Source organism: Fulvimonas sp. R45 (assembly GCF_030504985.1).
Classification (GTDB): Bacteria; Pseudomonadota; Gammaproteobacteria; order Xanthomonadales; family Rhodanobacteraceae; genus Rhodanobacter_A.
Map to the genome: position 1 here is coordinate 24390 of NZ_JASERU010000007.1, position 26059 is coordinate 50448.

General features: G+C 70.6%; 26 protein-coding genes. 18 read left to right on the top strand and 8 right to left on the bottom strand.

All coding sequences use genetic code 11. From position 1 onward, the window contains the following. From atpB to glmU, 10 genes are all read left to right on the top strand, one after another. The gene (gene atpB / locus QMK61_RS08380) at positions 1 to 804 is read left to right on the top strand and encodes a F0F1 ATP synthase subunit A (RefSeq protein ID WP_302071736.1); all 804 of its coding nucleotides are present in this window, start codon (positions 1 to 3) and stop codon (positions 802 to 804) included. 48 nt (positions 805 to 852) lie between these two features. Further along, entirely contained in the window at positions 853 to 1152 is a 300-nt protein-coding gene (gene atpE / locus QMK61_RS08385; protein ID WP_302071737.1) for a F0F1 ATP synthase subunit C, read from the top strand. A gap of 76 nt (positions 1153 to 1228) precedes the next feature. Further along, the gene (locus QMK61_RS08390) at positions 1229 to 1699 is read left to right on the top strand and encodes a F0F1 ATP synthase subunit B (protein WP_302071738.1); all 471 of its coding nucleotides are present in this window, start codon (positions 1229 to 1231) and stop codon (positions 1697 to 1699) included. 3 nt (positions 1700 to 1702) lie between these two features. Continuing rightward, a complete protein-coding gene (locus QMK61_RS08395; RefSeq protein ID WP_302071739.1) occupies positions 1703 to 2236 on the top strand; it encodes a F0F1 ATP synthase subunit delta in 534 nt (177 codons plus the stop codon). Between the two features lie 129 nt (positions 2237 to 2365). Continuing rightward, positions 2366 to 3916, top strand: a complete 1551-nt coding sequence (gene atpA / locus QMK61_RS08400) for a F0F1 ATP synthase subunit alpha (RefSeq protein WP_302071740.1) — start codon at positions 2366 to 2368, stop codon at positions 3914 to 3916. A gap of 122 nt (positions 3917 to 4038) precedes the next feature. Further along, positions 4039 to 4956, top strand: a complete 918-nt coding sequence (gene atpG, locus QMK61_RS08405) for a F0F1 ATP synthase subunit gamma (RefSeq protein ID WP_302071741.1) — start codon at positions 4039 to 4041, stop codon at positions 4954 to 4956. A 141-nt stretch (positions 4957 to 5097) separates the two neighbouring features. Then, the gene (gene atpD / locus QMK61_RS08410; protein WP_302071742.1) at positions 5098 to 6531 is read left to right on the top strand and encodes a F0F1 ATP synthase subunit beta; all 1434 of its coding nucleotides are present in this window, start codon (positions 5098 to 5100) and stop codon (positions 6529 to 6531) included. Between the two features lie 39 nt (positions 6532 to 6570). Continuing rightward, positions 6571 to 6996, top strand: a complete 426-nt coding sequence (locus QMK61_RS08415; protein WP_302071743.1) for a F0F1 ATP synthase subunit epsilon — start codon at positions 6571 to 6573, stop codon at positions 6994 to 6996. Between the two features lie 122 nt (positions 6997 to 7118). Further along, positions 7119 to 7649, top strand: a complete 531-nt coding sequence (locus tag QMK61_RS08420) for a hypothetical protein (protein ID WP_302071744.1) — start codon at positions 7119 to 7121, stop codon at positions 7647 to 7649. 85 nt (positions 7650 to 7734) lie between these two features. Beyond that, positions 7735 to 9111, top strand: coding sequence for a bifunctional UDP-N-acetylglucosamine diphosphorylase/glucosamine-1-phosphate N-acetyltransferase GlmU (gene glmU, locus QMK61_RS08425; RefSeq protein WP_302071745.1), 1377 nt, complete (start codon positions 7735 to 7737; stop codon positions 9109 to 9111). A gap of 12 nt (positions 9112 to 9123) precedes the next feature. On the opposite strand, the gene QMK61_RS08430 is transcribed toward glmU, so the two are convergent. Continuing rightward, entirely contained in the window at positions 9124 to 10119 is a 996-nt protein-coding gene (locus QMK61_RS08430; RefSeq protein ID WP_302071746.1) for a pteridine-dependent deoxygenase, read from the bottom strand. Between the two features lie 91 nt (positions 10120 to 10210). On the opposite strand from QMK61_RS08430, the gene QMK61_RS08435 reads away from it, so the two are divergent. Next, on the top strand, positions 10211 to 10480 hold the full coding sequence (locus QMK61_RS08435; protein ID WP_302071747.1) for a phosphopantetheine-binding protein: 270 nt from the start codon (positions 10211 to 10213) through the stop codon (positions 10478 to 10480). Positions 10481 to 10570: 90 nt separating this feature from the next. Next, positions 10571 to 11494 (top strand): acyltransferase, encoded by a 924-nt coding sequence (locus tag QMK61_RS08440; protein ID WP_302071748.1) that lies wholly within the window; start codon positions 10571 to 10573, stop codon positions 11492 to 11494. Positions 11495 to 11730: 236 nt separating this feature from the next. Here the strand turns inward: QMK61_RS08440 and QMK61_RS08445 are convergent, their stop codons facing one another. From QMK61_RS08445 to QMK61_RS08455, 3 genes are read right to left on the bottom strand one after another with little or no spacing between them, the layout of a single operon-like run. Continuing rightward, positions 11731 to 12492 (bottom strand): glycosyltransferase family 2 protein, encoded by a 762-nt coding sequence (locus QMK61_RS08445; RefSeq protein WP_302071749.1) that lies wholly within the window; start codon positions 12490 to 12492, stop codon positions 11731 to 11733. Further along, positions 12489 to 13286: a beta-ketoacyl synthase chain length factor gene (locus QMK61_RS08450; RefSeq protein ID WP_302071750.1), complete on the bottom strand. Its 798-nt coding sequence runs from the start codon at positions 13284 to 13286 to the stop codon at positions 12489 to 12491. The genes QMK61_RS08445 and QMK61_RS08450 overlap by 4 nt, the downstream gene beginning before the upstream one ends. Further along, positions 13283 to 14473 carry a beta-ketoacyl-[acyl-carrier-protein] synthase family protein gene (locus tag QMK61_RS08455; RefSeq protein WP_302071751.1) on the bottom strand — a complete coding sequence of 397 codons (1191 nt, stop codon included), beginning with the start codon at positions 14471 to 14473 and terminating at the stop codon, positions 13283 to 13285. The genes QMK61_RS08450 and QMK61_RS08455 overlap by 4 nt, the downstream gene beginning before the upstream one ends. Positions 14474 to 14632: 159 nt before the next feature. On the opposite strand from QMK61_RS08455, the gene hemF reads away from it, so the two are divergent. Next, complete coding sequence (gene hemF / locus QMK61_RS08460) at positions 14633 to 15556, top strand: oxygen-dependent coproporphyrinogen oxidase (protein WP_302071752.1); 924 nt, start codon at positions 14633 to 14635, stop codon at positions 15554 to 15556. Positions 15557 to 15711: 155 nt separating this feature from the next. Here hemF and QMK61_RS08465 read toward each other — a convergent pair whose 3' ends face one another. Further along, entirely contained in the window at positions 15712 to 16371 is a 660-nt protein-coding gene (locus QMK61_RS08465; RefSeq protein WP_302071753.1) for a hypothetical protein, read from the bottom strand. Between the two features lie 147 nt (positions 16372 to 16518). Here QMK61_RS08465 and gpmA point away from each other — a divergent pair, with 147 nt between their 5' ends. Further along, complete coding sequence (gpmA, locus tag QMK61_RS08470) at positions 16519 to 17262, top strand: 2,3-diphosphoglycerate-dependent phosphoglycerate mutase (protein ID WP_302071754.1); 744 nt, start codon at positions 16519 to 16521, stop codon at positions 17260 to 17262. 112 nt (positions 17263 to 17374) lie between these two features. Beyond that, the gene (locus tag QMK61_RS08475) at positions 17375 to 17950 is read left to right on the top strand and encodes a DUF1453 domain-containing protein (protein WP_302071755.1); all 576 of its coding nucleotides are present in this window, start codon (positions 17375 to 17377) and stop codon (positions 17948 to 17950) included. A 193-nt stretch (positions 17951 to 18143) separates the two neighbouring features. Here the strand turns inward: QMK61_RS08475 and glnK are convergent, their stop codons facing one another. After that, positions 18144 to 18482, bottom strand: a complete 339-nt coding sequence (glnK, locus tag QMK61_RS08480; RefSeq protein ID WP_302071756.1) for a P-II family nitrogen regulator — start codon at positions 18480 to 18482, stop codon at positions 18144 to 18146. A 174-nt stretch (positions 18483 to 18656) separates the two neighbouring features. Here glnK and QMK61_RS08485 point away from each other — a divergent pair, with 174 nt between their 5' ends. The 3 genes from QMK61_RS08485 to QMK61_RS08495 all read left to right on the top strand — a co-directional run bounded on the left by QMK61_RS08485 (position 18657) and on the right by QMK61_RS08495 (position 22920). After that, positions 18657 to 18914: an accessory factor UbiK family protein gene (locus QMK61_RS08485; protein ID WP_302071757.1), complete on the top strand. Its 258-nt coding sequence runs from the start codon at positions 18657 to 18659 to the stop codon at positions 18912 to 18914. 141 nt (positions 18915 to 19055) lie between these two features. Further along, complete coding sequence (locus QMK61_RS08490; protein ID WP_302071758.1) at positions 19056 to 20549, top strand: YifB family Mg chelatase-like AAA ATPase; 1494 nt, start codon at positions 19056 to 19058, stop codon at positions 20547 to 20549. Between the two features lie 571 nt (positions 20550 to 21120). Beyond that, a complete protein-coding gene (locus QMK61_RS08495; protein ID WP_302071759.1) occupies positions 21121 to 22920 on the top strand; it encodes a sodium:proton antiporter in 1800 nt (599 codons plus the stop codon). 34 nt (positions 22921 to 22954) lie between these two features. Here the strand turns inward: QMK61_RS08495 and aceA are convergent, their stop codons facing one another. Both aceA and aceB read right to left on the bottom strand, forming a co-directional pair. Continuing rightward, on the bottom strand, positions 22955 to 24250 hold the full coding sequence (gene aceA, locus QMK61_RS08500) for an isocitrate lyase (RefSeq protein WP_302071760.1): 1296 nt from the start codon (positions 24248 to 24250) through the stop codon (positions 22955 to 22957). A gap of 141 nt (positions 24251 to 24391) precedes the next feature. Next, positions 24392 to 26017 carry a malate synthase A gene (gene aceB, locus QMK61_RS08505; protein ID WP_302071761.1) on the bottom strand — a complete coding sequence of 542 codons (1626 nt, stop codon included), beginning with the start codon at positions 26015 to 26017 and terminating at the stop codon, positions 24392 to 24394. Between the last annotated feature and the right edge of the window lie 42 nt (positions 26018 to 26059).

A 26059-nucleotide genomic window follows, 5' to 3' on the forward strand; every position in this document is an offset into this window, starting at 1 on the left:
ATGGCAAGCGAGCCGGGCGGCTTCACCGAATACATCCAGCACCACCTGACCTTCCTGAAGCCGCACGCGAGCCCGGACGGTTTCTGGGCCGTGCACCTGGATTCCATCGGCGTGTCGCTGGTGCTGGGCGCGATCTTCTGCCTGTGGTTCTGGCTGAAGGCGCGCAAGGCCACCGCGGGCGTGCCGTCCAAGGGACAGGCGTTCGTGGAACTGGTGCTGGAGTTCGTCGACGGCCAGGTCAAGGACGTGTTCCACGGCGACCGCCGCATCCTCGGGCCGCTGGCGCTGACCGTGTTCGTCTGGGTGTTCCTGATGAACTTCATGGACCTGTTGCCGGTGGACTTGATCCCGTGGATCGCGTCCAAGTTCGGCCTCGGCCATTTCCGCGCCGTGCCCACCGCCGACCTCAACATGACCTTCGCGATGTCGATCACGGTGCTGGCGCTGATGATCTTCTACAGCTTCAAGGCGAAGGGCTTCGGTGGCTACATGCACGAGCTGTTCACCGCGCCGTTCGGCAAGCACCCGGTGCTGTGGATCCCCAATTTCGCGCTGAACATCGTCGAGCTGCTGTCCAAGCCGGTGAGCCTGGCGATGCGACTGTTCGGCAACATGTACGCCGGCGAGCTGGTGTTCATCCTGATCGCGGGCCTGTTCAGCGCCGGCGGCGTGGCGCTGTACAGCCTGGGGCTCATCGGCTACACCGTGTGGGGCATCTTCCACATCCTGATCATCTCGATCCAGGCCTTCATCTTCATGGTGCTGACCGTCGTGTACATCGCCATGGCGCACGAGCACCACTGATTCCAACCCACAACGCACTACCGTTTTTTTCTTCTCGAGGAGACCACCGTGGAACTTATCGCTCATCTTGCTCAGGTTGAGAGCCTCACCGCCATCGGCATCGGCCTGATCATCGGCCTGGGTGCGCTGGGTGCCTGTATCGGCATCGGCATCATGGGTTCCAAGTTCCTGGAAGCCGCCGCCCGCCAGCCCGAGCTGATGCCGCTGCTGCAGGGCCGCATGTTCCTGCTGGCCGGCCTGATCGACGCGGCGTTCCTGATCGGCGTGGCGCTGGCCATGTACTTCGCGGTGGGCAACCCGCTGGCCACGGCGATCACCAACGCCGCCAAGGCCGCGGCCGGTCATTGACCGGTCGCTGCAACACACCCGGCGTGGGCGATCGCGCCCACGCCATCCGTAATCCGCATGCACAGGTAACGCAGCGATGGAATTCAACGCGACCCTGATTGGCGAAATGATCTCGTTCGCCATCCTGATCTGGATCTGTGTCCAGTTCATCTGGCCGCACATCAACAAGGCCATCGAAGAGCGTCAGCTGAAGATCGCCGAGGGCCTGGGCGCCGCCGAGCGCGCGCATGCCGAGCTGAAGGACGCCGACGCCAAGGTGGCGGACGAGATCCGCAAGGCGCGCCAGCAGGCGTCCGAGATCATCGACAAGGCGCAGCAGCAGGCCAACCAGATTCTCGACAAGGCCCGCGTCGACGCGGTGGCCGAAGTCGATCGCCAGAAGGCGATGGCGCAGGACGAGATCGCCTCGATGGCGCAGCGCGCCCGCGAGGAACTGCGTGAGCGCGTGGGCGCGCTGGCCGTGCAGGGCGCCAGCAAGATCGTGCAGCGCGAGATCGATCCGGCGGCGCACAAGGCGCTGCTCGACCAGCTCGCCGCCGAGGTCTGATCCATGGCGCAATCGATCACTCTCGCACGTCCGTACGCACGCGCCGCCTTCGAGGCGGCGCGCGACGGCGGCGCGCTGGCGGCCTGGTCGCAGGCGCTGGCCTTCGCCGCCGCGGTGGCGAAGGATCCGCGCGTGGCCGTGCTCGGCAACGACCCGCGCGTGCTGCCGGCGCAGCTGGTGGCGCTGCACCTGCCCGAGGGCATGACTGCCGACGCGCCGTTCGCCCGCTTCCTGGGCGAGCTGGCCGAGCATCGCCGCATGGCGCTGCTGCCGGAGGTGGCCGGACTGTACGAGCAGTACCGCCGGGAGTCCGAGTCGCAGCTGCTGGTCAAGGTGACCAGCGCGATGGCGCTGGATGCGGCCCAGGCCGAACAGCTCAAGGCCTCGCTGAAGCGCCGCTTCAAGCGCGAGATCGAGCTGCAGACGGCGGTCGATCCGGCGCTGCTCGCCGGCGTGGTGATCGATACCGGCAGCGAAGTGATCGACGGCTCCGCGCGCGGGCGCTTGCAGCGCCTGGCCGGGGCATTGAGTGCATAAGTAGACGCGAAACCCGTTTCGCGAGAGCAAGGCCGGTCCCCGGGGCCGGATGCCCGGAAAGACATACGCGAAGTCCATGCCGGACTCCCAAGAGAAAGCGACGCGTTTTCAAATTTCAGGATAACGACCATGTCCAGCACCACCCTGAATCCGTCCGAGATCAGCGAACTGATCAAGCACCGCATCGAGCAGTTCAAGCTCGGCGCGGAGGCCCGCAACGAGGGCACGATCATCAGCGTGTCCGACGGCATCGTGCGCATCCACGGCCTGGCCGACGTGATGCAGGGCGAAATGATCGAGCTGCCCGGCAACGCCTACGCGCTGGCGCTGAACCTGGAGCGCGACTCGGTCGGCGCCGTGGTGCTGGGTGAATACCAGCACCTGCGCGAAGGCGACACCGCCAAGACCACCGGCCGCATCCTCGAGGTGCCGGTCGGCCCCGAGCTGCTCGGCCGCGTGGTCGACGCGCTGGGCAACCCGATCGACGGCAAGGGCCCGATCAACGCCAAGCTGCTGGCGCCGGTGGAGAAAGTCGCGCCGGGCGTGATCTGGCGCAAGAGCGTCGACCAGCCGGTGCAGACCGGCTACAAGTCGGTCGACTCGATGATCCCGATCGGCCGCGGCCAGCGCGAGCTGATCATCGGCGACCGCCAGACCGGCAAGACCGCGCTGGCGATCGACGCGATCATCAACCAGAAGGATTCGGGCATCTTCTCGATCTACGTGGCGATCGGCCAGAAGCGCTCGTCCATCGCCAACGTGGTGCGCAAGCTGGAAGAGAACGGCGCGCTGGCCAACACCATCGTGGTGGTCGCCTCCGCCTCCGAGTCGGCCGCACTGCAGTACATCGCGCCGTACGCCGGCTGCGCCATGGGCGAGTACTTCCGCGACCGCGGCCAGGACGCGCTGATCATCTATGACGACCTCAGCAAGCAGGCCGTGGCCTACCGCCAGATCTCGCTGCTGCTGAAGCGTCCGCCGGGCCGTGAAGCCTACCCGGGTGACGTGTTCTACCTGCACTCGCGCCTGCTCGAGCGCGCCTCGCGCGTGTCCGAGGAGTACGTCGAGAAGTTCACCCACGGCGAGGTGAAGGGCAAGACCGGCTCGCTGACCGCGCTGCCGATCATCGAGACCCAGGCCGGCGACGTGTCCGCGTTCGTGCCGACCAACGTGATCTCGATCACCGACGGCCAGATCTTCCTCGAGACCGACCTGTTCAACGCCGGCATCCGCCCGGCCGTGAACGCCGGCATCTCGGTGTCGCGCGTGGGCGGTTCGGCGCAGACCAAGATCGTGAAGAAGCTGTCCGGCGGCGTGAAGCTGGCGCTGGCGCAGTACCGCGAGCTGGCCGCGTTCGCGCAGTTCGCCTCCGACCTCGACCCGGCCACGCGCGCCCAGCTCGACCGCGGCCAGCGCGTCACCGAGCTGATGAAGCAGGCGCAGTACGCGCCGCTGTCGATCGCGGAACTCGCGCTGTCGGTGTACGCGGCCGAGAAGGGCTACCTGGACGACCTGCCGGTGGCCAAGGTGCTGGCGTTCGAGAAGGGCATGCATGCCTTCTTCCACCAGAACCACGCCGAGCTGATGAAGAAGATCGTCGCCACCGGCGACTGGAACGCCGACATCGAGGCCAGCTTCAAGGCCGGCCTGGACGAGTACAAGAAGACCGGGAGCTGGTGAACCAGCCCGGGAGCAGGGAACGGGAAACAGGGAGCATGCGGGTAGCGGCAAGCCCGGCCCGGCCTTCACGATCCCCGTTCCCCAGTCCCCGTTCCCCCGAGCGAGCATAGCGAGCGAGACCCATGGCAAGCGGACGCGAAATCAAAACCAAGATCAAGAGCACGCAGAACATGCGCAAGGTGACGCGCGCGCTCGAAATGGTCTCGGCCTCGAAGATCCGCAAGGCGCAGGAGCTGATGCGCGCCTCGCGCCCGTACGCGCGCGCCATGCGCAAGGTGATCGCGCACGTGGCCCAGGCCAGCACCGACTTCAGCCATCCGTTCCTGGTCGAGCGCGGGAACGTGGCGCGGGTCGGCTACATCGTGGTCTCCACCGACCGCGGCCTGTGCGGCGGCCTCAACTCCAACCTGTTCCGCCGCCTGCTGGTGCAGATCCGCGAGTGGCAGGACAAGGGCGTGCAGGTCGACGTGGTGGCGGTCGGCCAGAAGGCCGTGCAGTTCTTCCGCCGCCTCCGGGGCGTGAACCTGGTCGGCAGCGTCACCCACCTGGGCGACCGGCCGAAGCTGGAGCAGCTGGTCGGCGTGATCAAGGTGGTGCTGGACGCCTACAGCGCCAACGGCCTGGACCGCGTGTTCCTGGCCTACAACGACTTCGTCAACACGATGACGCAGAAGCCGTCGGTCGACGCGCTGCTGCCGCTGCCGCTGGTGGCGGCGGAGCTGGAGGCACACCAGGCGGCCGGCGAATCGGCCTACGCCGGCGTGAAGCTGGAGCAGGCGCACGACTGGGACTACCTGTACGAGCCCGACGCGCAGACCGTGCTGGAGCACGTGCTCGGCCGCTACATCGAATCGGTGGTGTACCAGGGCGTGCTGGAGAACCTCGCCAGCGAGCACGCGGCGCGCATGGTGGCGATGAAGGCCGCCTCGGACAATGCCAGCAAGGTGATCGACACCCTGACGTTGAGCTACAACAAGGCGCGCCAGGCGGCGATCACGCAGGAAATCTCGGAGATCGTCGGTGGCGCGGCGGCGGTTTGAAGGTCGCGATGTTTATCTAGTGCGAGCATCCGTGCTCGCAGAGCAAGATCAAAAAGCAACCATCCATGGTTGCACTTTTAAATAGAGCGACGCTTCGTCGGCGCTGATACGAAATCACAAAGATCCATCCGGAGCACATCCATGAGCCAGGGCAAAGTTGTTCAGATCATCGGCGCGGTCATCGACGTCGAGTTCGCGCGCGATCAGGTGCCGCAGGTGTACGACGCGCTGAAGATCGACGGCACCGAGATCACGCTGGAAGTGCAGCAGGTGCTGGGCGACGGCGTGGTGCGCACCATCGCGCTGGGCTCCACCGAGGGCCTGAAGCGCGGCCTGGTCGCCCGCAACACCGGCGAAGGCATCAAGGTGCCGGTGGGCAATGCCACCCTGGGCCGCATCATGGACGTGCTGGGCAACCCGATCGACGAGGTCGGCCCGATCGCCGCCGAGGAGCAGTGGGTGATCCACCGCGAGGCGCCCAGCTACGACGAGCAGGCGCTCGCCAACGAGCTGCTGGAAACCGGCATCAAGGTGATCGATCTGGTCTGCCCGTTCGCCAAGGGCGGCAAGGTCGGCCTGTTCGGCGGCGCCGGCGTGGGCAAGACCGTGAACATGCTCGAACTGATCAACAACATCGCGACCCAGCACTCGGGCCTGTCGGTGTTCGCCGGCGTGGGCGAGCGCACCCGCGAAGGCAACGACTTCTACCACGAGATGCAGGACGCGGGCGTGGTCAAGCTCGACAACCTGCCCGAGTCGAAGGTGGCGATGGTCTACGGCCAGATGAACGAGCCGCCGGGCAACCGCCTGCGCGTGGCGCTGACCGGCCTGACCATGGCCGAGTACTTCCGCGACCAGAAGGACGCGTCCGGCAAGGGCAAGGACGTGCTGTTCTTCGTGGACAACATCTACCGCTACACCCTGGCCGGCACCGAGGTGTCCGCGCTGCTGGGCCGCATGCCGTCGGCGGTGGGCTACCAGCCGACCCTGGCCGAGGAAATGGGCGTGCTGCAGGAGCGCATCACCTCCACCAAGACCGGCTCGATCACCTCGATCCAGGCCGTGTACGTGCCCGCGGACGACCTGACCGACCCGTCGCCGGCCACCACCTTCGCGCACCTGGATTCCACCGTGACGCTGTCGCGCCAGATCGCCTCGCTGGGCATCTACCCGGCGGTGGACCCGCTGGACTCCACCAGCCGCCAGCTCGATCCGCAGGTGGTGGGCCAGGAGCACTACGACGTGGCCCGCCGCGTGCAGGGCATGCTGCAGCGCTACAAGGAGCTGAAGGACATCATCGCCATCCTCGGCATGGACGAGCTGTCCGAGGAGGACAAGCAGGTGGTGGCGCGCGCCCGCAAGTGCGAGCGCTTCTTCAGCCAGCCGTTCCACGTGGCCGAGGTGTTCACCGGCGCGCCGGGCAAGTACGTGTCGCTGAAGGAAACCATCCGCGGCTTCAAGATGATCGTGGACGGCGACGTCGACCACCTGCCCGAGCAGGCGTTCTACATGGTCGGCGGCATCGACGAGGCGATCAAGAAGGGCGAGGAGATGGGCGCGAAGAAGGCGGCCTAAGCCGTCTCCCGCACCCCGCCGAGCCCGAGAGAGAGAACCATGGACCACACCATCCGCGTCGATATCGTCAGTGCCGAGGCCGAGATCTTCCACGGCGAGGCCTCGATGGTGATCGCCACTGGCGAAGTGGGCGAACTGGGCATCACGCCCCGCCACGCGCCGCTGATCACCCGCCTCAAGCCCGGCCACATCGACGTGGTGCAGGCCGGCGGCGAGCGCCAGCAGTTCTACGTCTCCGGCGGCATCCTCGAGGTGCAGCCGCAGGTGGTCACCGTGCTGGCCGATACCGCCACGCGCGCGGCCGACCTGGACGAGGCCGCCGCCCAGCGCGCGAAGAAGGAAGCCGAGGACGCGCTGGCCAGCCGCACCGATGCCGAGGACGTGGCCGAGGCCCAGGCCAAGCTGGCCCAGGCGCTGGCCCAGCTGCAGGCGCTGGAGCGGCTGCGCCGCAACCTCAAGCACTAGGCGCGGCGCAGGCCGCACCCGCGAAGCGCCGGCGCCATGCCGGCGTTTTCGTATCCGGCCGGCGGATATTGAATTACAACTGTAATCCAATTAACCTCCGTGGTACCCCGTGGAGGCATCCGATGCATCGACACGCACGCGCGACGACGGCACTCACGTTCGGCCTGCTGCTGGCCGCCTGCGCCCGCCAGCAGGTCGTCCAGCCATCAGCGGCGCACCAGGGCGAAGCCTCGTACCGCGCGCTGGATGACACGCAGATGGCGCACTACCAGCTGGCGCTGGGCTCCACCTCCAGCGGCGCCGCGCCGATCGAGCATCCGGCGCCGGCCTACCCGTCCGCGCTGCTGGCCCGCTGCCCGCCGCCGGTGAGCCTGCGGGCGCTGCTGATCGTGGGCACCGGCGGCAAGGTGGACGAGGTGCGCGTCCAGCCGGCGCCCGGCGTGGCCGGGGCCTTCGCCGACGCTGTGCGCGCCGCGGCCTTGCAGTGGCGCTTCGAGCCGCTGCAGATCAGCCGCTGGGCCGCCGACGCGAACGGCGGAACGCACGCGGTGGAGACGGTGGCCAAGCCGTTCAGCCTGCCCTACGAATTCCATTTCGCCTGCCACGACGGCAAGCCGCAGACCGGCAGCAGCGCCGACCTGCCCGGACCGTAAACGCCGCGGGGCGGCGGCGGGCTCCGCAACGGACGGGCCTGTTATCCTCGGCGGCCGCACCGTTCCATCGCCGAGGCAGGAGTCCATGGAAAACACCCCGCTGCACGTCATCGTCCTGGCCGCCGGCGAAGGCAAGCGGATGCGCTCGAAGAAACCCAAAGTGCTGATGCCGCTGGCCGGTCGGCCGCTGCTGGCGCACGTGCTGGAGGCGGCGCGCGCGCTGCGCCCGGCGGCGATCCACGTGGTCCATGGCCATGGCGGCGAACAGGTGCTGGCCGCGTTCGACGGCCAGGCCGACCTGCGTTGGGTGCTGCAGGCCGAGCGGCTGGGCACCGGCCACGCGGTGGCGCAGGTAGTGCCCGGCGTGCCCGACGACGCCCGCGTGCTGGTGCTGTACGGCGACGTGCCGCTGATCCGCCCCGACACGCTGCGACGCCTGGCGCAGTCGCCCGGCGCGCTGGCCCTGCTGGCCATCCGCGTGGCCGATCCGCACGGCTACGGCCGCGTGTTGCTCGATGACGCGGGCCGCGTGCGTGCGGTGGTGGAAGAGAAGGACGCCGACGACGCGCAGCGCGCGGTGGACCTGGTCAACACCGGCATCGTGGCCGCCGGGGCCGCGGCGCTGAAGCGCTGGGTGGCCGGGCTGGGCCGCGACAACGCGCAGGGCGAGTACTACCTCACCGACGTGTTCGGCATGGCCGCCGCCGAAGGACAGCCGGCGGCCTGCGTGGAAGGCGACGATCCGGACGAGGCCGCCGGCGCCAACAACCCGTTGCAGCTGGCCGAACTGGAGGCCTGCCATCGCCAGCGCGCCGCACGCGCGCTGCTGCAGGCCGGCGTGCGCATGGCCGACCCGGCGCGGGTGGACGTGCGCGGCGCGGTCGAGGCCGGCTGCGACGTCGAGCTGGACGTGGACGTGATCCTGGAAGGCACGGTGAAGCTGGGCGAGGATGTCGCCATCGGCCCGTTCGTGCGCCTGAAGGACGTGGACCTCGCCGCCGGCACGCGCGTGCTCGGCCACTGCGAGCTGGAAGGCGTGGTCACCCGCGGCCCCTGCATGATCGGCCCGTTCGCGCGCCTGCGCCCGGGCACCGAGCTGGCCGCGGGCGTGCACGTGGGCAACTTCGTGGAAACCAAGAAGGCCCGCCTCGGCGAGGGCAGCAAGGCCAACCACCTCAGCTACCTGGGCGACGCCGAGATCGGCGGCGGCGTCAACGTGGGCGCCGGCACCATCACCTGCAACTACGACGGCGTGAACAAGTTCGTCACCCGCATCGGGGACGGCGCCTTCATCGGCTCCAACAGCGCGCTGGTGGCGCCGGTGACGATCGGGGCCCGGGCCACCATCGGCGCCGGCTCGGTGATCACCAGGGACGCCCCGGCGGACGAACTCACCGTGGCGCGCGGCCGCCAGCTCACCCTGCCGGGCTGGCAGCGGCCGAAGAAGCTGCCGAAGCCGTAGTCACGCCATGCCTCAGGCGTAGCGCCAGCCGTCCAGTTCCACCAGCAGTTCGCGACGACAGACGTCGCCCTGCAGCAGCAGCACCGGCACGCCGGGCAGGCGCTGCTGCAGGAGGTCACGCACGCGCGTCGCGTCGGCGGCGTGGCGAACGTAGGCCTTCAGCGGCGAATGCGTGTCGAAGCCGGCCGGCATGTCGGCGTTGGCCAGCAGCGCCTCCAGATTGGCCAGGGTCTCGCCGAACTGGGCGTCCAGGTCGCCTTCGTGGGCCGAGGCGTGGCCCACCACCGCGGCGGTGCCGGAGATCGCCAGCACGTCCTGCGCCGGCAGCGTCATCGCGCGGGCGAAGCCGGGCGAGGTGCGGCCGTACTGGCGCGGGTAGCGCCAGGCGCTGACCTGGCGCGGGTTCTCCACCCGCGTGCCGGCCTGCGCGCAGGCCAGCAGGTAGACCTGCAGCAGGTGCGGGTCGCCGTGGTGGCCGATCGCGGTGGCGGCGGGATAGCCGTCGGCGAAGCAGTCGCCCTGGCCCGCGGCGCGGCCGTCGCAGAACTGCTTGTAGCGTTCCTGGTCGCCATCGCCCTGGTTGATCGCGCCGATATAGTTCCAGATGCGCAACGCCCGGCGCTCGGGGCGCGCGGCGAGGAAGTCGCGCAGACGAGCGTAGGCATGGCGGGCACCGCCGGCGGGGCCGCCGTGCTCGCGCTCGTCGACTTCCAGCGCCACGAACAGCCAGCCGCCGCCGGCGGACCAGCGCAGCGCCCCGTCGCGGCCGTGCGCGACGTCGCCGTCCACCTGCCACAGCTCCAGCGGCGCGGGAGCGTCGAACGGTTCCAGCGCCACGCGCAGCCAGCGCGGGTCGGCGCATGCCGGCGCACCGGCGCCGAAGCCGAACGCCGCCAGGGCGCCGGGTTCGGCCAGCGCGGTGGCGACGTCGTCGTTCGTGCGGTAGGAAACGCGCGGGGCGCGGGGCAGGCCGGGAACGGACTGCGGCTCTTCACACAGCTGGACCATTGCGTGCAACCGGGAACCACAAGACCTCTATGTTACACTCCGCGGCCGTTCCCGACGGGGCGTTGCATGGACCCGGAGCATCGAGACGCGCATGGCCGAGCAGACCGCCGAGCAGCACGAACTGGCCGCCCTGATCGTGGCCAGCCTCAACCTGGAGGACGTCGACCCGGCGAAGATCGATCCGGATGCGCCGCTGTTCGGCGGCGAGCTGGGGCTGGACTCGATCGACGCGCTGGAGATCGCGCTGGCGGTCTCGAAGCATTATGGCTTCGCGCTGCGTTCCGACAGCCCGGACAACCAGCGCGTGTTCGCCAGCCTGCGCAGCCTGTGCGACCACATCGGGCAGCAGCGCGCCGCTTGAGCGCGACGGCGGCATGAGCGGCGCACCCCGGCACGCTCCAGCCGGCCGATCGCCGGCCATCCATCTTCTTTCCGACGTGGACGCGCCGGCATGAGCGGCCACTGGCGGCAGCAGCCGGAGGGCGGCGGGCGTTTCGCGTTCTGGCTGATCCGCGTCATCGCGCTGCGTGGCGGGCGCCGCCTGGGCCGCCTGTGCCTGTATCCGGTGACGCTGTACTACATGCTGCGGCGGGGCGAGGAACGCCGCGCCTCGCGCCGGTACCTGCGGCGCGTGCTGGGCAAGCCGCCGACGTGGCCGCAGGTGTTCCGCAACCTGCACGCCTATGCCGCCACCTCGCTGGACCGGATCTTCCTGCTCGCGCACGGCGAGCGGGGCTTCGACATCGAGGTGGAAGGCCTGGCCGCGTTGGAGGCGGCCATCGACCAGGGTCGTGGCGTGCTGCTGGTGGGGTCGCACCAGGGCAGCTTCGAGGCGTTGCGCGCGCTCAGCGCGCGCCGGCCGGATGTGCCGCTGCGCGTGCTGCTGGACAAGCAGAAGACGCCGACGATGACCGCGATGCTGGAGGCGCTGGCGCCCGACGTCGGCGCCGGCGTGATCGACACCGCCCGGGGCGGTGCGGCGGTCACCCTGGCCGTCGGCGAGGCCTGCCGCGCCGGCGCCATGGTGGCGCTGCTGGCCGACCGCGCCCGCGAGCACGAGGCCCTGCACATGGCGGATTTCCTGGGCCGGCCGGCGCCCTTCCCGGCCGGGCCGTGGCTTCTGGCCGCCGCGCTGCGCGTGCCGGTGCTGCTGTGCTTCGGGCTTTACCTGGGCGGGAACCGCTACCGGCTGGTGTTCGAGCCGTTCGCGGCCTGGATCGAACTGCCGCGCCGGGCGCGCGGCGCCGCGCTGGACGCGCTGGTCGCCCGCTACGCCGCGCGGCTGGAGCACTATGCGCGCGCCTATCCGTACAACTGGTTCAACTTCCACGACTTCTGGCGCGTGCCGGACGAGGGCGGCGGCGCCCCGGGCTGAATGCTCAGAGCCTGTTCAAGATCTCCCCGTAGCTCGCGTTGCCTTGCCCTGGCCGCCAGGTCAAGCCGCGCGCTCCCACCTGGCGGCCAGGGCAAGGCAACCCGAAGGGCCGGGTCTGTTGGCCCGCATCCCCGCGTCATTGCTCAGTCATGGACGGGCGTCCACTCCTTCGCTCTTTCTTGACCTGCGCGCAAACAGCTCCCGGCGCGGGCCACGGGGAGATTTTGAACAGGTTCTCAGAACGCCTGTGCGGCAGGCGCGTCGGACAGTTGCGGCGCGCCGCGCGAGCGGCGGTAGCTGGCCTGGACGTTGCCGTAGTGGATCACCCGGCCGATGGTGTAGGCGGTAATGCGGCTGACGTCGCGCACCGGGCGGAAATGGCTGAGCCGGAAGTCGCCGTGGTAGCGCGAGGCGATCGGCACCGAGACCACGCGCATGCCCAGCTCGCGCGAGGCGGCGATCAGCAGCGCGGCCTCGAACACGAAGCCTTCCGCGGGCAGATCCACCAGCGCCAGCGCCGCGCGCGGGTACCAGCGTTGGCCGCTCTGCGTGTCGGCCACCGGCTGGGCGCAGGCCCAGGAGATGCCCCAGTCGGCGAAGGCGTTGGCGAAACGGCGCGCCTTCGGCTGCTGCTCGCGATCGAGCAGGCGCGCACCGATCACCATGCGTCCCGGCCAACGCTGCGCCGCGGCCACGATGCGCGGCACGTCGGCGGCCAGGTGCTGGCCGTCGCCATCCATCGTCAGCACCGCCTCGAAGCCCTGGCGCAGCGCCTCGCGGAAACCGCTGCGCAACGCCTCGCCCTTGCCGCGCCGCCGGCCATGGCGCAGCAGCGTCACCGGCAGCCGGGCGACGATGTCCGGCGTGCCATCGTCGGAACCGTCGTCCACCACGATCACCGGGGCGCCCAGCGCCAGCACCGAGCGCAGCAGGCCGTCGATCGCGCCCGCCTCGTTGAGGCAGGGAATCAGCACGCACCAGCGCGGCAGGCCGTTCATGCCGGCGGCTCCACGCGCACGTGCAGGGCGAGGCCGCCCGCCGCCGCCATCGCGATGACGCCGGCGCGACCGGCAGCCAGCAGTGTCAACAGCGGCAGGATGGCGGCGGAAGGGTTGTCGGGCATGTCGCCAGTGCAATCGATCGCGGGTGAAGGCGCGGTGCAGGAGGGGTCCGCCAGCGCCAGCTGCAGCCGGGCCAGCGTGCGTGCGCCGGGGGTGGGGGCCAGCACCAGCGCGGCGCCGAAGTCGTGGCGGCAGCCGACGATCTCGCCCAGCGGGCCGCGACCGGCGATGTCGCTGCACACCAGCAGCACCGGGCGCGCCTCGGCGCAGGCCAGCACGGCCGCCTCCAGCAGGCCGGCGCCGGCGCTGGCCGCGCCGGCGCATACTGCGCTGGACGACGCGCGGCAGCCGCCGGCGATGGTCCAGTAGCCGGCCGGCGCGTTGTGCACCGACAGGTGGAAGCGGGTGGGCGAAAGCTCGGCCGGCGCGCGCGCCAGGGTGGCGCAGAGTTCGTCGGTGGTGGCCAGGTCACCGAAGGCGGAGGCGAACACGCAGGCCAGCGCGGCGGCGTCGCGGCCGCTCATCGCCACGGCCTGCGCCGCGGCTTCCACCGCGATGCGCACGCTGGCCGAGGCGCGCCGGCGCTCGGTGGCGGGCAGGGCCTGCGCGGGTGGCGTCGCGGCCGGTGGCGGCACCGCGGCGCCGGCCAGGCGCGTGCGCAGCGCATCGAATCCGGCCAGCGCGGGCGACCACAGGCCGACGCCCTCGACGTGGACAGCCAGCCCGCTCACGCCGCCTCCGCGGAGGCGAACAGCAGGCAGGCGTTGTTGCCGCCGAAGCCGAAGGAATTGCTCATCGCCACGTCCACCGGCCGCCGCTCGGTGCGCCAGGCGAACTGCGCGCCGCAGGCGGGGTCGGGCGTGTCGGCGCCGAGGTTGCCGGGCACCAGGCCATCGCGGATCGCCAGCAGCGCGAACGCCGCCTCGACGATGCCGGCGGCGCCCAGGGTGTGGCCGGTGTAGCCCTTGGTCGAGCTGGCGCGCACGCCGGGCGGGAACAGCCGCGCCAGCAGCGCCGCCTCCATCGCGTCGTTCTTGCGGCTGGCGGTGCCGTGCAGGTTGATGTAGCCGACCTGCGCCGCCTCCCGCCCCGCGCGCGCCAGCGCGTCGCGGATCGCCAGTTCGGCACCCAGCCCGTCCGGGTGCGGCGTGGACATGTGGAAGGCGTCGCTGGATTCGCCCCAGCCGACCAGCCGCGGCGCTTCCGGGGCGGCTTCGGCGCGTTCGAGCAGGGCGAAGCCGGCCGCCTCGCCGATGGAAATGCCGCGCCGCGCCGCGTCGAACGGCCGGCACGGCTCGGGCGAGACCAGTTCCAGCGCGTTGAAGCCGAACAGCACGTGGTCGCACAGCGAATCCACCCCGCCGACCACGGCGGCATCGGCCAGGCCCAGCCGCATCAGCCGCTCGGCGCTGGCGAACACCTTGGCGCTGGACGAGCAGGCGGTGGAGAGGGTGAGGCAGGGCCCGGCCAGTTCCAGCGCCGCGGCCACGAAACCGGCCAGCGAATGCGGCGTGTGCAGGGCGGGGCGATACAGGTCGGGCGGCAGGCGGCCGTCGGCGCCGAGCCGGCGGTACCCTTCCTCGGTGGCGCCGATGCTGGCGGTGGAGGTGCCCAGCAGCAGCGCGACGCGGCCTGCGCCATACCGCCGGCGCGCCGCGTCCACCTGGCCCAGGAAGCCGTCCTGGGCCAGGCCCAGCCAGGCCAGGCGGTTGTTGCGGGAATCCCAGCCGGCCAGCGTGGCGGGCAGGGGGGTGTCGTCCACTCCATCCACGCGACCGATCCAGCAAGGCAGCGGGGCGCTGCTGGCATCGTTCGGGCGCAGTCCGCCGCGTTCGCGTTCAAGCGCGTCGCGATGGGCCTCCAGCCCGCGGCCCAGCGCCGACGTGACGGTAACGGCGCGGACGGCGATCGGGGACATCGGTGCTGCCATCGGTCCAGCCTAGCCAGCCGTTCCCGGCTTGCCAAGGCGTGGCCGCGGCGCCGGGCGGCGGCGTTCAGGCGGCGGTTGACCGCGGTCAGGCCGCCGCGGCGCGGCGTCGCAGCCGCGGCCGGTGCGCTCTTGCTAAGCTGGTCGGCGATGAACGCGAACCACGCCACCGCCCATCCCCAGGCCGACCGGGTCGAAACCTTCCTGCGCGAACTGCAGGACCGCATCTGCGCCGCCGTCGAGCAGCTCGACGGCAGTGCGCGCTTCGTCGAGGACGCCTGGACCCGCCCCGCCGGCGGCGGCGGCCGCACCCGCGTGCTGCGCGGCGGCGCGCTGTTCGAGCAGGCGGGGGTGAACTTCTCGCGCGTGCACGGCAGCACGCTGCCGCCCAGCGCCACCGCGCACCGGCCGGAACTGGCCGGCGGCGGCTTCGTCGCCACCGGCGTGTCGCTGGTGCTGCACCCGAAGAACCCCTACGTGCCCACCACGCACGCCAACGTGCGCTACTTCGAGGCCGGCAAGGAAGGCATGCCGCCGGCGTGGTGGTTCGGCGGCGGCTTCGACCTGACCCCGTTCTACCCCTTCGACGAGGACGTGGCGCACTGGCACGCGGTGGCGCGCGACCTGTGCGCGCCGTTCGGCGCGGACGTCTACCCGCGCTACAAGAAATGGTGCGACGACTACTTCTACCTGAAGCACCGCGGCGAGACCCGTGGCGTGGGCGGGCTGTTCTACGACGACCTCGACGAAGGCGGCTTCAAGCGCTGCTTCGACTTCACCCGCGCGGTGGGGCAGGGCTTCCTCGACGCCTACCTGCCCATCGCGGAACGCCGCCGCGACACGGCATACGGCGAACGCGAGCGCGAGTTCCAGCTGTACCGCCGCGGCCGCTACGTGGAGTTCAACCTGGTCTACGACCGCGGCACGCTGTTCGGGCTGCAGTCCGGCGGCCGCACCGAGTCGATCCTGATGAGCCTGCCGCCGCGGGTGCGCTTCGAATACGGCTACCAGCCCGAGCCGGGCTCGCCGGAGGCGCGGCTGGCGGACTACCTCAAGCCGCGCGACTGGGTCTAGCCGCGCGGCGCGAAGGCAACCCTTCGGGCCGGGTCTGTTGGCTCGCATCCCTGCGTCATCGCTCAGTCGTGGATGGACGTCCACGCCTTCGCTCTTCCTTGACCTGCGCGCAAACAGCTCCCGGCGCGGGCCACGGGGAGATCTTGAACAGGTTCTTACGGCGTGGCGCCGCTGAACTTCTCCGCCGTGGCGCCCTGCACCGGGCCGATCTGGGCGCTGTCGCTGACCTTCAGCACCACCGGGCGGCGGAATTCCAGCGTGCCCTGCACCACGGCGTGCGGGCCGATCACGATCACCGGCTTGCGCCCGTCGCCGTTGCCCCAGTGGAACCAGCCGCCGTTGTTCGGCTTGTCGACCAGGATGCCGCCTTCCACGCGCGAGTTCGCGCCCACCGTGATGTTGCCGGCCACGGTGCCGATGCCGCCGGCCACGTGGGCGTCATCCAGCCGGATGGCGCCGTTGACGTTGGAGAGATGGCCGTCCACCTGGGCGCCCTGCGCCAGGGTGATGTCGCCATTGACCGCCTTGACCAGGCCGCCGACCTTGCCGCCGGCGGCGACCGTGATCGAACCGTTGACGGTATGCAGCTCGCCGGCCTCGGCCTGCGTACCCAGCGATACCGAGCCGTTCACGCTGCTGGCCAGTTCCACCACGGCGTGGTCGCCCACGTCCACGTCACCGTTGACGCTCTTGGCGGTGCCGGCGTGCTGGCCAGCCTCGACGCGCACGTCGCCGTTGACCTTGTGAAGGTCGTTGTCGGAGGCGACCGCGGCCAGCGGCAGCAGCAGGGCGAGGGAAAGCAGGATACGGCGCATGACAAGGCTCCATTCGTGTAGGGAATCGGCTATAGGATGCACCCGCGGGACGCCGGGTTTAGCGTGACCTTCGGCAGGGACGGATTTGACGCGCCGCCGGCCGCGGCCTCACCATTCCGGGCTTCACCCGCCAAGAATCCCGACGCCATGCACAAGCTCGTCCTGATCCGCCACGGCCAGTCGCAGTGGAACCTCGACAACCGCTTCAGCGGCTGGGCCGACGTCGACCTCACCGCCCAGGGCATCGCCGAGGCGCGCGAGGCGGGCGAGCTGCTGAAGCGGGAGGGTTTCGAATTCGACGTGGCGCACACCTCGGTGCTCAGGCGCGCGGTGCGCACGCTGTGGGGCGTGCTCGACGCGATGGAGCAGATGTGGCTGCCGGTGCACACCGACTGGCGCCTCAACGAGCGCCACTACGGGGCACTCACCGGCCTCAACAAGGCCGAGACCGCGGCGAAGTACGGCGACGAGCAGGTCAAGATCTGGCGCCGCAGCTACGACATCCCGCCGCCGCCGCTCGAGCGCGGCGCGAACGAATCGGTGCACGACCCGCGCTACGCCGCGCTGGCGCCGGCGCAGATCCCCGACACCGAATGCCTCAAGGACACCGTGGCGCGCGTGCTGCCGTACTGGCACGAGGTGCTGGCGCCGGCGATCAGGGCCGGCCGGCGCGTGGTGGTGGCCGCGCACGGCAATTCGCTGCGCGCGCTGGTGAAGTACCTCGACAACATTTCCGACGCCGACATCGTGGAGCTCAACATCCCCAACGGCGTGCCGCTGGTGTACGAGTTCGACGACCAGCTGAAGCCGCTGCGCCGCTACTACCTGGGCGACGCCGAGGCGATCGCCGCCAAGACCGCCGCGGTGGCCAACCAGGGCAAGGCGAAGTAACGGCGCCCACGCGCGCATGACAGGCGTCATGCGCGTCGGCTGTGGAGTTTCAGTCGCGCGCCGCGCACGCCCGGGCTAGGCTGTGCGCAATCTCCCTGCCGGACGCCCGGACATGCCTTCCCATCTGATGAGCTACGCGATCATGGTGCCGCTGGTGGCCCTGATGGTCTGGCGCCGGGTCAGCCGCCAGTTCGGCCGCCAGCCGATCCGGCGCAAGCGGATGATCGCGCGCATCGCGATCTTCGCGGCGATCGGCTGCCTGCTGATGCTCGGCGGCCTGCACGACATCCGGCTGGCCGAGGGCGTGCTGGGCGGCGCGGTCGCCGGCGCGCCGCTCGGCCTGCTCGGCCTGCGCCTGACCCGCTTCGAGACCGATCCGGCGAAGGGTGATTGCTACCTGCCCAATCCCTGGATCGGCGCATTGCTCACCGCGCTGCTGCTGGGCCGGCTGGCCTGGCGTTTCCTGGTGCTGTGGCCGCAGATGCAGCAGGCGCAGGCGCTGGCCGCCGGCGCGCCGGCGGGCTCGATGGTGCCGATGGGCTACCAGTCCAGCCCGCTGACGATGCTGGTGATCGGCCTGCTGGTGGGCTACTACATCGCCTACTACAGCGGCCTGCTGGTGCACCATCGCCGTTTTCAGCGCGCAAGCGCGCTGAAAACAAAAGAAGAAGCCCCGGCCGTGCGGTAAGGCTGCGTACACCGCTGCGCGTAAAAAAGCGGCCCCGCCCACCGCGTTCCCTCCTCTCCCCTCCGGGGAGAGGATTGAGGTGAGGGGCGGGTGCTCGCGGCAACGCCCCATCCAAAGCGTGCCCTGCACACAAAGTCCCGCGGGGTTGGTCCCTCACCCCGACCTCTCCCCGGAGGGGAGAGGGAGGAACAGCCTACAGCGCGTCCCCGTCCAGCTCCCCGGTACGAATCCGGATCACCTGCTCCAGCGCGCTGACGAAGATCTTGCCGTCGCCGATCTTGCCGGTACGGGCGGATTGCGAGATGGCTTCCACCACGCGGTCGAGCTGTTCGTCCGCCACCGCCACCTCCAGCTTGATCTTGGGCAGGAAGTCGACCACGTACTCGGCACCGCGATACAGCTCGGTATGGCCCTTCTGGCGGCCGAAGCCCTTCACCTCGGTCACCGTGATGCCCTGCACGCCGACCTCGGCCAGCGCCTCGCGCACATCGTCCAGCTTGAACGGCTTGATGATCGCCACCACCAGTTTCATGCATCGTCCTCGTCAACCGGCGCCGCGGGCGACGCCACCCATGCATTGTGCCTGCCGCACGACGTGCTGTCGCGTGATGTAGGAGAATGCCTACATATCCCAGTGGAGCCAGCCGATGGCGAGCGCGAACCCCCGGTCCCTAAACTCTTCCATGACGAGTTCGAGGCGCCTTCCATGATGGAAAGGCTGGACATCGACCAAATTGCCCTGCGACTTGCTTCGTTGGTACCGCCAGGATTGGCAGACGCGCAAAAGGATCTGCGCGCCAATTTTCGTGATGTCCTGGCACAGGGATTGCGCCGCCTCGAACTGGTTACCCGCGAGGAATTCGAGGTCCAGAGCCAGCTGCTGGCGCGCACGCGTGCCCGGGTGGAGGAACTGGAACGACGCGTGGCCGAACTCGAGGCCATAGCGGCCGCCCGCGGGTCGTAAGGCCAGTTCCCGGGAGCCGCCCCCGATCCGTCACCCTCACCCCGAGAGCGATCGGGGGCGGTTGTTTTCCTCAGCAGTCCGATGGAGTCGCTCGATGGATACCATGATCGGCGACGCCTCCGGTATTGCCCCGCTCCCGGCATGAGCCTTGCCGTCACCCTCAGCCGCGCCCAGGAGGGCGTGGCCGCGCCACAGGTCATGGTCGAGGTGCACCTGTCCGGCGGCCTGCCGGGCACCAACATTGTCGGCCTGCCCGAGGCGGCCGTGCGCGAGGCGCGCGACCGCGTGCGCGTGGCGATCCAGAACACCGCGTTCGAATACCCCAACCGCAAGGTCACCGTGAACCTGGCGCCGGCCGAGCTGCCCAAGGACGGCGGCCGCTTCGACCTGGCCATCGCGCTGGGCATCCTGGCCGCCGGCCACCAGGTGCCGCGCGAGCGGCTGGACGACTGCGAATTCCTCGGCGAGCTGGCGCTGTCCGGCGACCTGCGCGGCGTGTCCGGCGTGCTGCCGGCGCTGCTGCGCGCGCGCGCGCGCCGGCGGCGGGTGGTGGTGCCGCGCGCCAACGCGGCCGAGGCCGCGCTGGTGTCCGATGCCGACGTGCGCGTGGCCGACACCCTGGCCGAGGTCTGCGGCTGGCTGCGCGGCGCACAGGATCTGGCCACGCCGGCCGCCGCCACCTCTGGCGACGCCGCCGGCGCCGGTCCCGACCTGATCGACGTGCGCGGCCAACTGCAGGCGCGGCGCGCGCTCGAGATCGCCGCCACCGGCGGCCACCACATGCTGATGTCCGGCCCGCCCGGCACCGGCAAGACCATGCTGGCCGAGCGCCTGCCCGGCATCCTGCCGCCGCTGAGCGAGCCGGAGGCGCTGGAGACCTGCGCCGTGCTGTCGGTGGCGGGGCAGGCGGTCGACCCGGCGCACTGGCGCCGGCGCCCGTTCCGCGCGCCGCACCACACCGCCTCGGCGGTGGCCCTGGTCGGCGGCGGTTCGCAGCCGCGACCGGGCGAAATCTCGCTCGCGCACAACGGCGTGCTGTTCCTGGACGAACTGCCGGAGTTCAGCCGGCACGTGCTGGACGTGCTGCGCGAGCCGCTGGAGTCCGGCAGCATCGTGATCTCGCGCGCGGCGCGGCAATGCACCTTCCCGGCCCAGTTCCAGCTGGTGGCGGCGATGAACCCGTGCCCCTGCGGCTATGCCGGCGAACCGCGCTGCCGGTGCTCGCCGGACCAGCTCGCGCGCTACCGCGGGCGCATCTCCGGTCCACTGCTGGACCGCATCGACCTGTGCGTGGAAGTGCCGCGCGTGCCGCTGGCCGAACTGGGTGCCCCGCGCAGCGTCTACGACGAGGACTCGGCTACCGTGCGCGCCCGGGTGGTGCGGGCGCGTCAGCATGCGCTGATGCGCGCGGGCCGCCCGAACGCCGAGATCAGCACGCGCGAGCTGGAACGCGACTGCGCGCTGGGCCAGGCCGAACGGCGCTGGTTCGACGCCGCGCTGGAGCGCCTGGGCCTGTCCGCCCGCGCCTACCACCGCGTGCTGCGCGTGGCGCGCACCATCGCCGACCTCGATGGCGGCGCAGCCGTGCTGGACCGGGCACACCTGGCCGAGGCGCTGCAGTACCGCCGTTTCTGAGAGCCTGTTCAAGATCTCCCCGTAGCTCGCGTTGCCTTGCCCTGGCCGCCCGGTGGGAGTGCGTGGCGCAGCGCCTGCCTGGCGGGCAGAGCCTGCCCCTGCGAAGGCAGGGGTCCAGTCGCGCGCTGCCGCATGGCGGCCAAGGCAAGGCAACCCGGAGGGCCGGGTCTGTTGGCCCACATTCCTGCATCATCGCTCCGTCGTGGACGTCCACTCCTTCGCTCTTCCTTGGTCTGCGCGCAAACAGCTCCCGGCGCGGGCCACGGGGAGATCTTGAACAGGCTCTGAGCCCCGCGCAGGCCATGCCACATTATTGAACCGTGGAGTATTGACAGCGGCGTCGCACCCGGTATTATCTGCACCGGCCAGTTCATTTTATGAACCCGCCCTGCCACCCGGTATCGGATCCCCTCCCCCCCGTGTCGATACCGGACATGGCCCTGGAGCCGGCCATGTTCCTCGCGCCCCCCGCATGGCGCCGGAACATGGACCGGCTCCCTCTTCGATGGCTGGACGCGCCGTGTCGCGCATGCTCCGATAGACCTCCGTCGGCCATCGACAAGGATCGCGCATGACTCTGGAAACCGGCCTGGTGCTGACCGGCATGCTGGTGGTGGGCTTCCTGTGCCAGTGGCTGGCCTGGCGGGTGAAGCTGCCGGCGATCCTGTTCCTGCTGCTGGCCGGCATCGTGCTGGGTCCGGTCACCGGCCTGCTGCGGCCGGACAAGCTGCTGGGCGATCTGCTGTTCCCGCTGGTCTCGCTGGCGGTGGCGGTGATCCTGTTCGAGGGCAGCCTCACGCTGCGCTTCCACGAGCTGCGCGGCATCGGCGGCGCGGTGCGCGGGCTGGTCAGCTACGGCGCCGTCGCGGCGCTGCTGCTGCTGGCGGCCTGCGCGCACTGGATCGCCGGGGTGCGCTGGGAGATCGCCTGGCTGTTCGGCGCGCTGACCTGCGTCACCGGCCCCACGGTGATCGCCCCGCTGCTGCGCACGCTGCGCCCGGCGGCGCGCATCGCCAACACGCTGCGCTGGGAAGGCATCGTGATCGATCCGCTGGGCGCGCTGTTCGCGGTGCTGATCTTCGAGGCGATCGTGTCGCGCCAACAGGGCCATACCATCGGCGTGTTCCTGGGCACGGTGGCCTGCGGCGCGCTGATCGGGGCGCTGGGCGCGCTGCTGCTGGGCTTCCTGCTGCGCCGCCAACTGGTGCCCGAGTACTTGCAGAACTACGCCACGCTGGCGGGGGTGCTGCTGGCGTTCGGCGCGTCGAACGCGCTGGCCCACGAGTCCGGCCTGCTCGCGGTGACGGTGATGGGCATCGCGCTGGGCAACATGCGCAGCGTGCACATCGACGACATCCTGGATTTCAAGGAAAGCCTCACCACGCTGCTGGTGTCGCTGCTGTTCATCCTGCTGGCGGCGCGGCTGCACTGGCCGCTGCCCGACGGCATGCTGTGGGCCGGCATCGCGGTGTTCCTCGCAGCGCAGTTCGTGGTGCGGCCGCTGACCGCGGTGCTGGCCACGATCGGCGGCGGGCTGAACTGGCGCGAGCGCGCGCTGATCGCCTGGGTGGCGCCGCGCGGCATCGTGGCGGCCTCGGTGTCGGCGCTGTTCGCGCTGCGCCTCGGCAAGCTGGGCGTGGAAGGCGCCGATGCGCTGGTGCCGCTGGTGTTCATCCTGATCATCGGCACGGTGGTGCTGCAAAGCGCCACCGCGCGGCCGCTGGCGAAGTGGCTGAAGGTGGCCGAGCCGGAGCCGCGCGGCGTGCTGATCTTCGGCTCCGACGCGGTGGCGCGCGCGGTGGGCCGCGCGCTGAAGGACGAGGGCGTTCGGGTGGTGCTGGCCGACGACGACTGGGACGGCATCCGCCGTGCGCGCATGGAAGGGCTGGCCACTTTCTTCGGCAACCCGGCCTCGCCGCATGCGGAGCGCCACCTGGACCTGGCCGGCATCGGGCGTCTGCTGGCGATGTCCACCCACCGCGAGCGCAATACCCTGGCCTGTGTGCACTACCGGCAGGAGTTCGGCCGCGAGAAGGTGTACCGCCTGCGCAACCTCGCGCCGCAGGAGAGTACCGAGCGCGCCGCGCTGGCCGACAACCTGCTGGCGCCGCCGCTGTTCGACGAGGCGATGACCCACGCGCGCTTCGCCGAGCTACTGGCGCGAGGCTGGCGGATCAAGTCCACCCGGCTCAGCGCCACCTTCGACTGGCCGCACTTCGTGGAGCAGTACGGCTCGGACAGCGTGCTGCTGTTTGGCGTGGAGGAGAAGGGCGCGCTGCGGGTGGCCCTGGCCAAGCGCGAGCTGGAGCCGCGGCCGGGCTGGACGGTGATTGTGCTGGTGCCGCCGGCCCGCTCCGGCGGCCAGGCATGACCCCTCCCCCTGCGCGCAGGGGGAGGGGCAGTGGTCACGCCGCGGCGATGCGCTGGAACTGCGCCTCCTCGGTCGAGCCCTTCAGCGCGGTGGTCGAGGACTGGCCCTGCTGGATCGCCTGCGTCACCGCGTCAAAATAGCCGGTGCCCACCTCGCGCTGGTGCTTCACCGCGGTGAAGCCGCGTCCGGCGGCGGCGAATTCCTTTTCCTGCAGTTCCACGAAGGCGCTCATCTGGCGGCGCGCGTAGCCGTGCGCCAGCTCGAACATGCCGTAGTTCAGGCTGTGGAAGCCTGCCAGGGTGATGAACTGGAACTTGTAGCCCATCGCACCCAGTTCGCGCTGGAAGCGGGCGATGGTGGCGTCGTCCAGGTGCTTCTTCCAGTTGAAGCTGGGCGAGCAGTTGTAGGCCAGCAGCTTGCCCGGGAACCTGGCGTGGATCGCCTCGGCGAAACGGCGCGCGTCGTCCAGGTTCGGCTTGCTGGTCTCGCACCACACCAGGTCGGCGTAGGGCGCGTAGGCCAGGCCGCGGCTGATCGCCTGGTCGAGGCCGGCCTTGACCCGGAAGAAGCCTTCGACGGTGCGCTCGCCGGTGAGGAAGGGCCGGTCGTTGGCGTCGATGTCGGAAGTGAGTAGGTCGGCCGCGTCAGCATCAGTGCGCGCCACGATCAGGGTGGGCACGCCGGCCACGTCGGCGGCCAGGCGCGCGGCGTTGAGCTTGTCGACCGCCTCGCGGGTGGGCACCAGCACCTTGCCGCCCATGTGGCCGCACTTCTTCACGCTGGCGAGCTGGTCCTCGAAGTGCACGCCGGCGGCGCCGGCCTCGATCATCGCCTTCATCAGCTCGAAGGCGTTGAGCACGCCGCCGAAGCCGGCCTCGGCGTCGGCCACGATCGGCACCAGCCAGTCGATCGCGTCGTCGCCCTCGGCGTGGTGCAGCTGGTCGGCGCGCAGCAGGGTGTTGTTGATGCGCCTGACCACCTGCGGCACCGAGTTGGCGGGGTAGAGCGACTGGTCGGGATACATCTCGCCGGCCAGGTTGGCGTCGGCGGCGACCTGCCAGCCGCTGAGGTAGATCGCCTGCAGGCCGGCCTTCACCTGTTGCATGGCCTGGTTGCCGGTGAGCGCGCCCAGCGCGTTGACGAAGTCTTCCGTGTGCAGCGACTTCCACAGCCGCTCGGCGCCGCGGCGGGCCAGCGAGTGCTCCACCGCGACGGTGCCGCGCAGGCGCACCACGTCCTCGGCGGTGTAATGGCGGCGGATGCCGGTCCAGCGCGGGTTGTTGGCCCAGTCCAGGGTGATCTGTTCGGCAGTCGGCAGCGAGGTCTTCATGGCATGGCTCCGTGGTTTCGAGCCCCTTTCCCGCTTGCGGGAAAGGGGTTGGGGAGAGGGCGCGGTTCAAGCGAAATGCTCGGTGCTGGCCGAACCCTCATCCGCCCTTCGGGCACCTTCCCCGGAGGGGAAGGAATGGCGTCAAAGCCGGTCGTAGGCCGGCAGGGTGAGGAAATCGCCGAGCGTGTCGGCGTGGGTCAGCGTGGCGAGCAGTTTGGCGGCCTCGTCCACGCGGCCGGCGCCGGGCACGTCGCTGTCGCGCAGGCGATGGACGTGCGCGGCCAGCGTCTGGTCGAACAGCGCGAAGTCGATCGGCGCGCCGTCGGAGAAGGCCAGCCCGCCCCCGGCCGGCGCCCCGCCGGCCGAAGCGTCGGCGTGGTGCAGCCATTGCCACAACTGTGCGCGGGCGATCTCGGCGGTGGCGGCGTCCTCCATCAGGTGGTGGATCGGCACGCAGCCCAGCCCGTCCAGCCACGCGGCGGTGTAGCGCAGCGCCACCTCCACGTTGTTGTCGAAGCCGGCGCGGGTGATGGTGCCGGCGCAGGGCGCCAGCAACTGCTCGCGGGTGACGCGCACGTCCTCGCGTTCCACGTCGCGCTGGTTGGGCTCGGGCATGTATTCGTCGAAGACGGCCCGCGCCACCGGCACCAGCGCGGGGTGCGCCACCCAGGTGCCGTCGTGGCCGGCCTTCACCTCGCGCAGCTTGTCGGCGCGCACCTTGGCCAGCGCGGCTTCGTTGGCGGCCTCGTCGCCCTTGATCGGGATCTGCGCCGCCATGCCGCCCATGGCGAAGGCGCCGCGCTTGTGGCAGGTCTGGATCAGCAGTTCCGAATAGGCCTTCAGGAACGGCACCGTCATCTGCACCTGGCCGCGCTCGGGCAGCAGGCGGTCGCGGTGGCCGCGCAGGGTCTTGAGGTAGGAGAAGATGTAGTCCCAGCGCCCGCAGTTGAGGCCGACCGCGCGCCCGCGCAGCGCGTGCAGGATCTCGTCCATCTGGAACGCGGCGGGCAGGGTCTCGATCAGCACGGTGGCCTTCATGCAGCCGGTGGGCAGGCCGAGTTCGTCCTCGGCGAAGGCCATCGCCTCGTCCCAAAGCGCGGCTTCCTCCATCGCCTCCAGCTTGGGCAGGTAGAAGTAGGGGCCGCGGTCGCGCGCGTGCAGGGCGCGGGCGTTGTGGAACGCGAACAGGCCGAAGTCCACCAGCGCGCCGGCCATGGTCTCGCCGTCGACGGCGAGGTGACGCTCGGGCAGGTGCCAGCCGCGCGGACGCACCACCAGCACCGCCGGGTCCGGGTTCACGCGGTAGTGCCTGCCCTCGGGCGAGGTGTATGCCAGCGTGCCGGCCACCGCGTCGCGCAGGTTCACCTGGCCGTCCATCTGGTTGGCGAAGCTGGGCGCCGAGGAATCCTCGAAGTCGGCCATGAACACCTTGGCGCCGGAGTTCAGCGCATTGATGACCATCTTGCGCTCGACCGGGCCGGTGATCTCCACGCGCCGGTCCCGCAGCGCGGGCGGGATCGGCGCCACCGTCCACTCGCAATCGCGGATCGCGGCGGTGTCGGCGCGGAAATCCGGCAGTTCGCCGGCGTCCCAGCGGGCCTGGCGCTCGCGGCGGGCGGCCAGCAGTTCGCGCCGGCGGGCGTCGAAGCGGCGGTGCAGGCGACCGAGGAAGGCCAGCGCCGCGGGAGTGAGGATGTCCCCGTAGCCGCGGGCGCCGGCGTCCAGCCGGGCGGTGGCGGGGGCGAGTCGTTCCTGGGGCACGGCCATGGGCTTCTCCACTGCGGGTGTGGCTCGAAGCTAGGACGTCGG

Coding starts and splice junctions, on each gene's coding strand:
- atpB (WP_302071736.1), top strand. CDS start 1: ATGGCAAGCGAGCCGGGCGGCTTCACCGAATACATCCAGCACCACCTG.
- QMK61_RS08390 (WP_302071738.1), top strand. CDS start 1,229: ATGGAATTCAACGCGACCCTGATTGGCGAAATGATCTCGTTCGCCATC.
- QMK61_RS08395 (WP_302071739.1), top strand. CDS start 1,703: ATGGCGCAATCGATCACTCTCGCACGTCCGTACGCACGCGCCGCCTTC.
- atpA (WP_302071740.1), top strand. CDS start 2,366: ATGTCCAGCACCACCCTGAATCCGTCCGAGATCAGCGAACTGATCAAG.
- atpG (WP_302071741.1), top strand. CDS start 4,039: ATGGCAAGCGGACGCGAAATCAAAACCAAGATCAAGAGCACGCAGAAC.
- atpD (WP_302071742.1), top strand. CDS start 5,098: ATGAGCCAGGGCAAAGTTGTTCAGATCATCGGCGCGGTCATCGACGTC.
- QMK61_RS08415 (WP_302071743.1), top strand. CDS start 6,571: ATGGACCACACCATCCGCGTCGATATCGTCAGTGCCGAGGCCGAGATC.
- QMK61_RS08420 (WP_302071744.1), top strand. CDS start 7,119: ATGCATCGACACGCACGCGCGACGACGGCACTCACGTTCGGCCTGCTG.
- glmU (WP_302071745.1), top strand. CDS start 7,735: ATGGAAAACACCCCGCTGCACGTCATCGTCCTGGCCGCCGGCGAAGGC.
- QMK61_RS08430 (WP_302071746.1), bottom strand. CDS start 10,119: ATGGTCCAGCTGTGTGAAGAGCCGCAGTCCGTTCCCGGCCTGCCCCGC.
- QMK61_RS08435 (WP_302071747.1), top strand. CDS start 10,211: ATGGCCGAGCAGACCGCCGAGCAGCACGAACTGGCCGCCCTGATCGTG.
- QMK61_RS08440 (WP_302071748.1), top strand. CDS start 10,571: ATGAGCGGCCACTGGCGGCAGCAGCCGGAGGGCGGCGGGCGTTTCGCG.
- QMK61_RS08445 (WP_302071749.1), bottom strand. CDS start 12,492: ATGAACGGCCTGCCGCGCTGGTGCGTGCTGATTCCCTGCCTCAACGAG.
- QMK61_RS08455 (WP_302071751.1), bottom strand. CDS start 14,473: ATGTCCCCGATCGCCGTCCGCGCCGTTACCGTCACGTCGGCGCTGGGC.
- hemF (WP_302071752.1), top strand. CDS start 14,633: ATGAACGCGAACCACGCCACCGCCCATCCCCAGGCCGACCGGGTCGAA.
- QMK61_RS08465 (WP_302071753.1), bottom strand. CDS start 16,371: ATGCGCCGTATCCTGCTTTCCCTCGCCCTGCTGCTGCCGCTGGCCGCG.
- gpmA (WP_302071754.1), top strand. CDS start 16,519: ATGCACAAGCTCGTCCTGATCCGCCACGGCCAGTCGCAGTGGAACCTC.
- QMK61_RS08475 (WP_302071755.1), top strand. CDS start 17,375: ATGCCTTCCCATCTGATGAGCTACGCGATCATGGTGCCGCTGGTGGCC.
- glnK (WP_302071756.1), bottom strand. CDS start 18,482: ATGAAACTGGTGGTGGCGATCATCAAGCCGTTCAAGCTGGACGATGTG.
- QMK61_RS08485 (WP_302071757.1), top strand. CDS start 18,657: ATGATGGAAAGGCTGGACATCGACCAAATTGCCCTGCGACTTGCTTCG.
- QMK61_RS08490 (WP_302071758.1), top strand. CDS start 19,056: ATGAGCCTTGCCGTCACCCTCAGCCGCGCCCAGGAGGGCGTGGCCGCG.
- QMK61_RS08495 (WP_302071759.1), top strand. CDS start 21,121: ATGACTCTGGAAACCGGCCTGGTGCTGACCGGCATGCTGGTGGTGGGC.
- aceA (WP_302071760.1), bottom strand. CDS start 24,250: ATGAAGACCTCGCTGCCGACTGCCGAACAGATCACCCTGGACTGGGCC.
- aceB (WP_302071761.1), bottom strand. CDS start 26,017: ATGGCCGTGCCCCAGGAACGACTCGCCCCCGCCACCGCCCGGCTGGAC.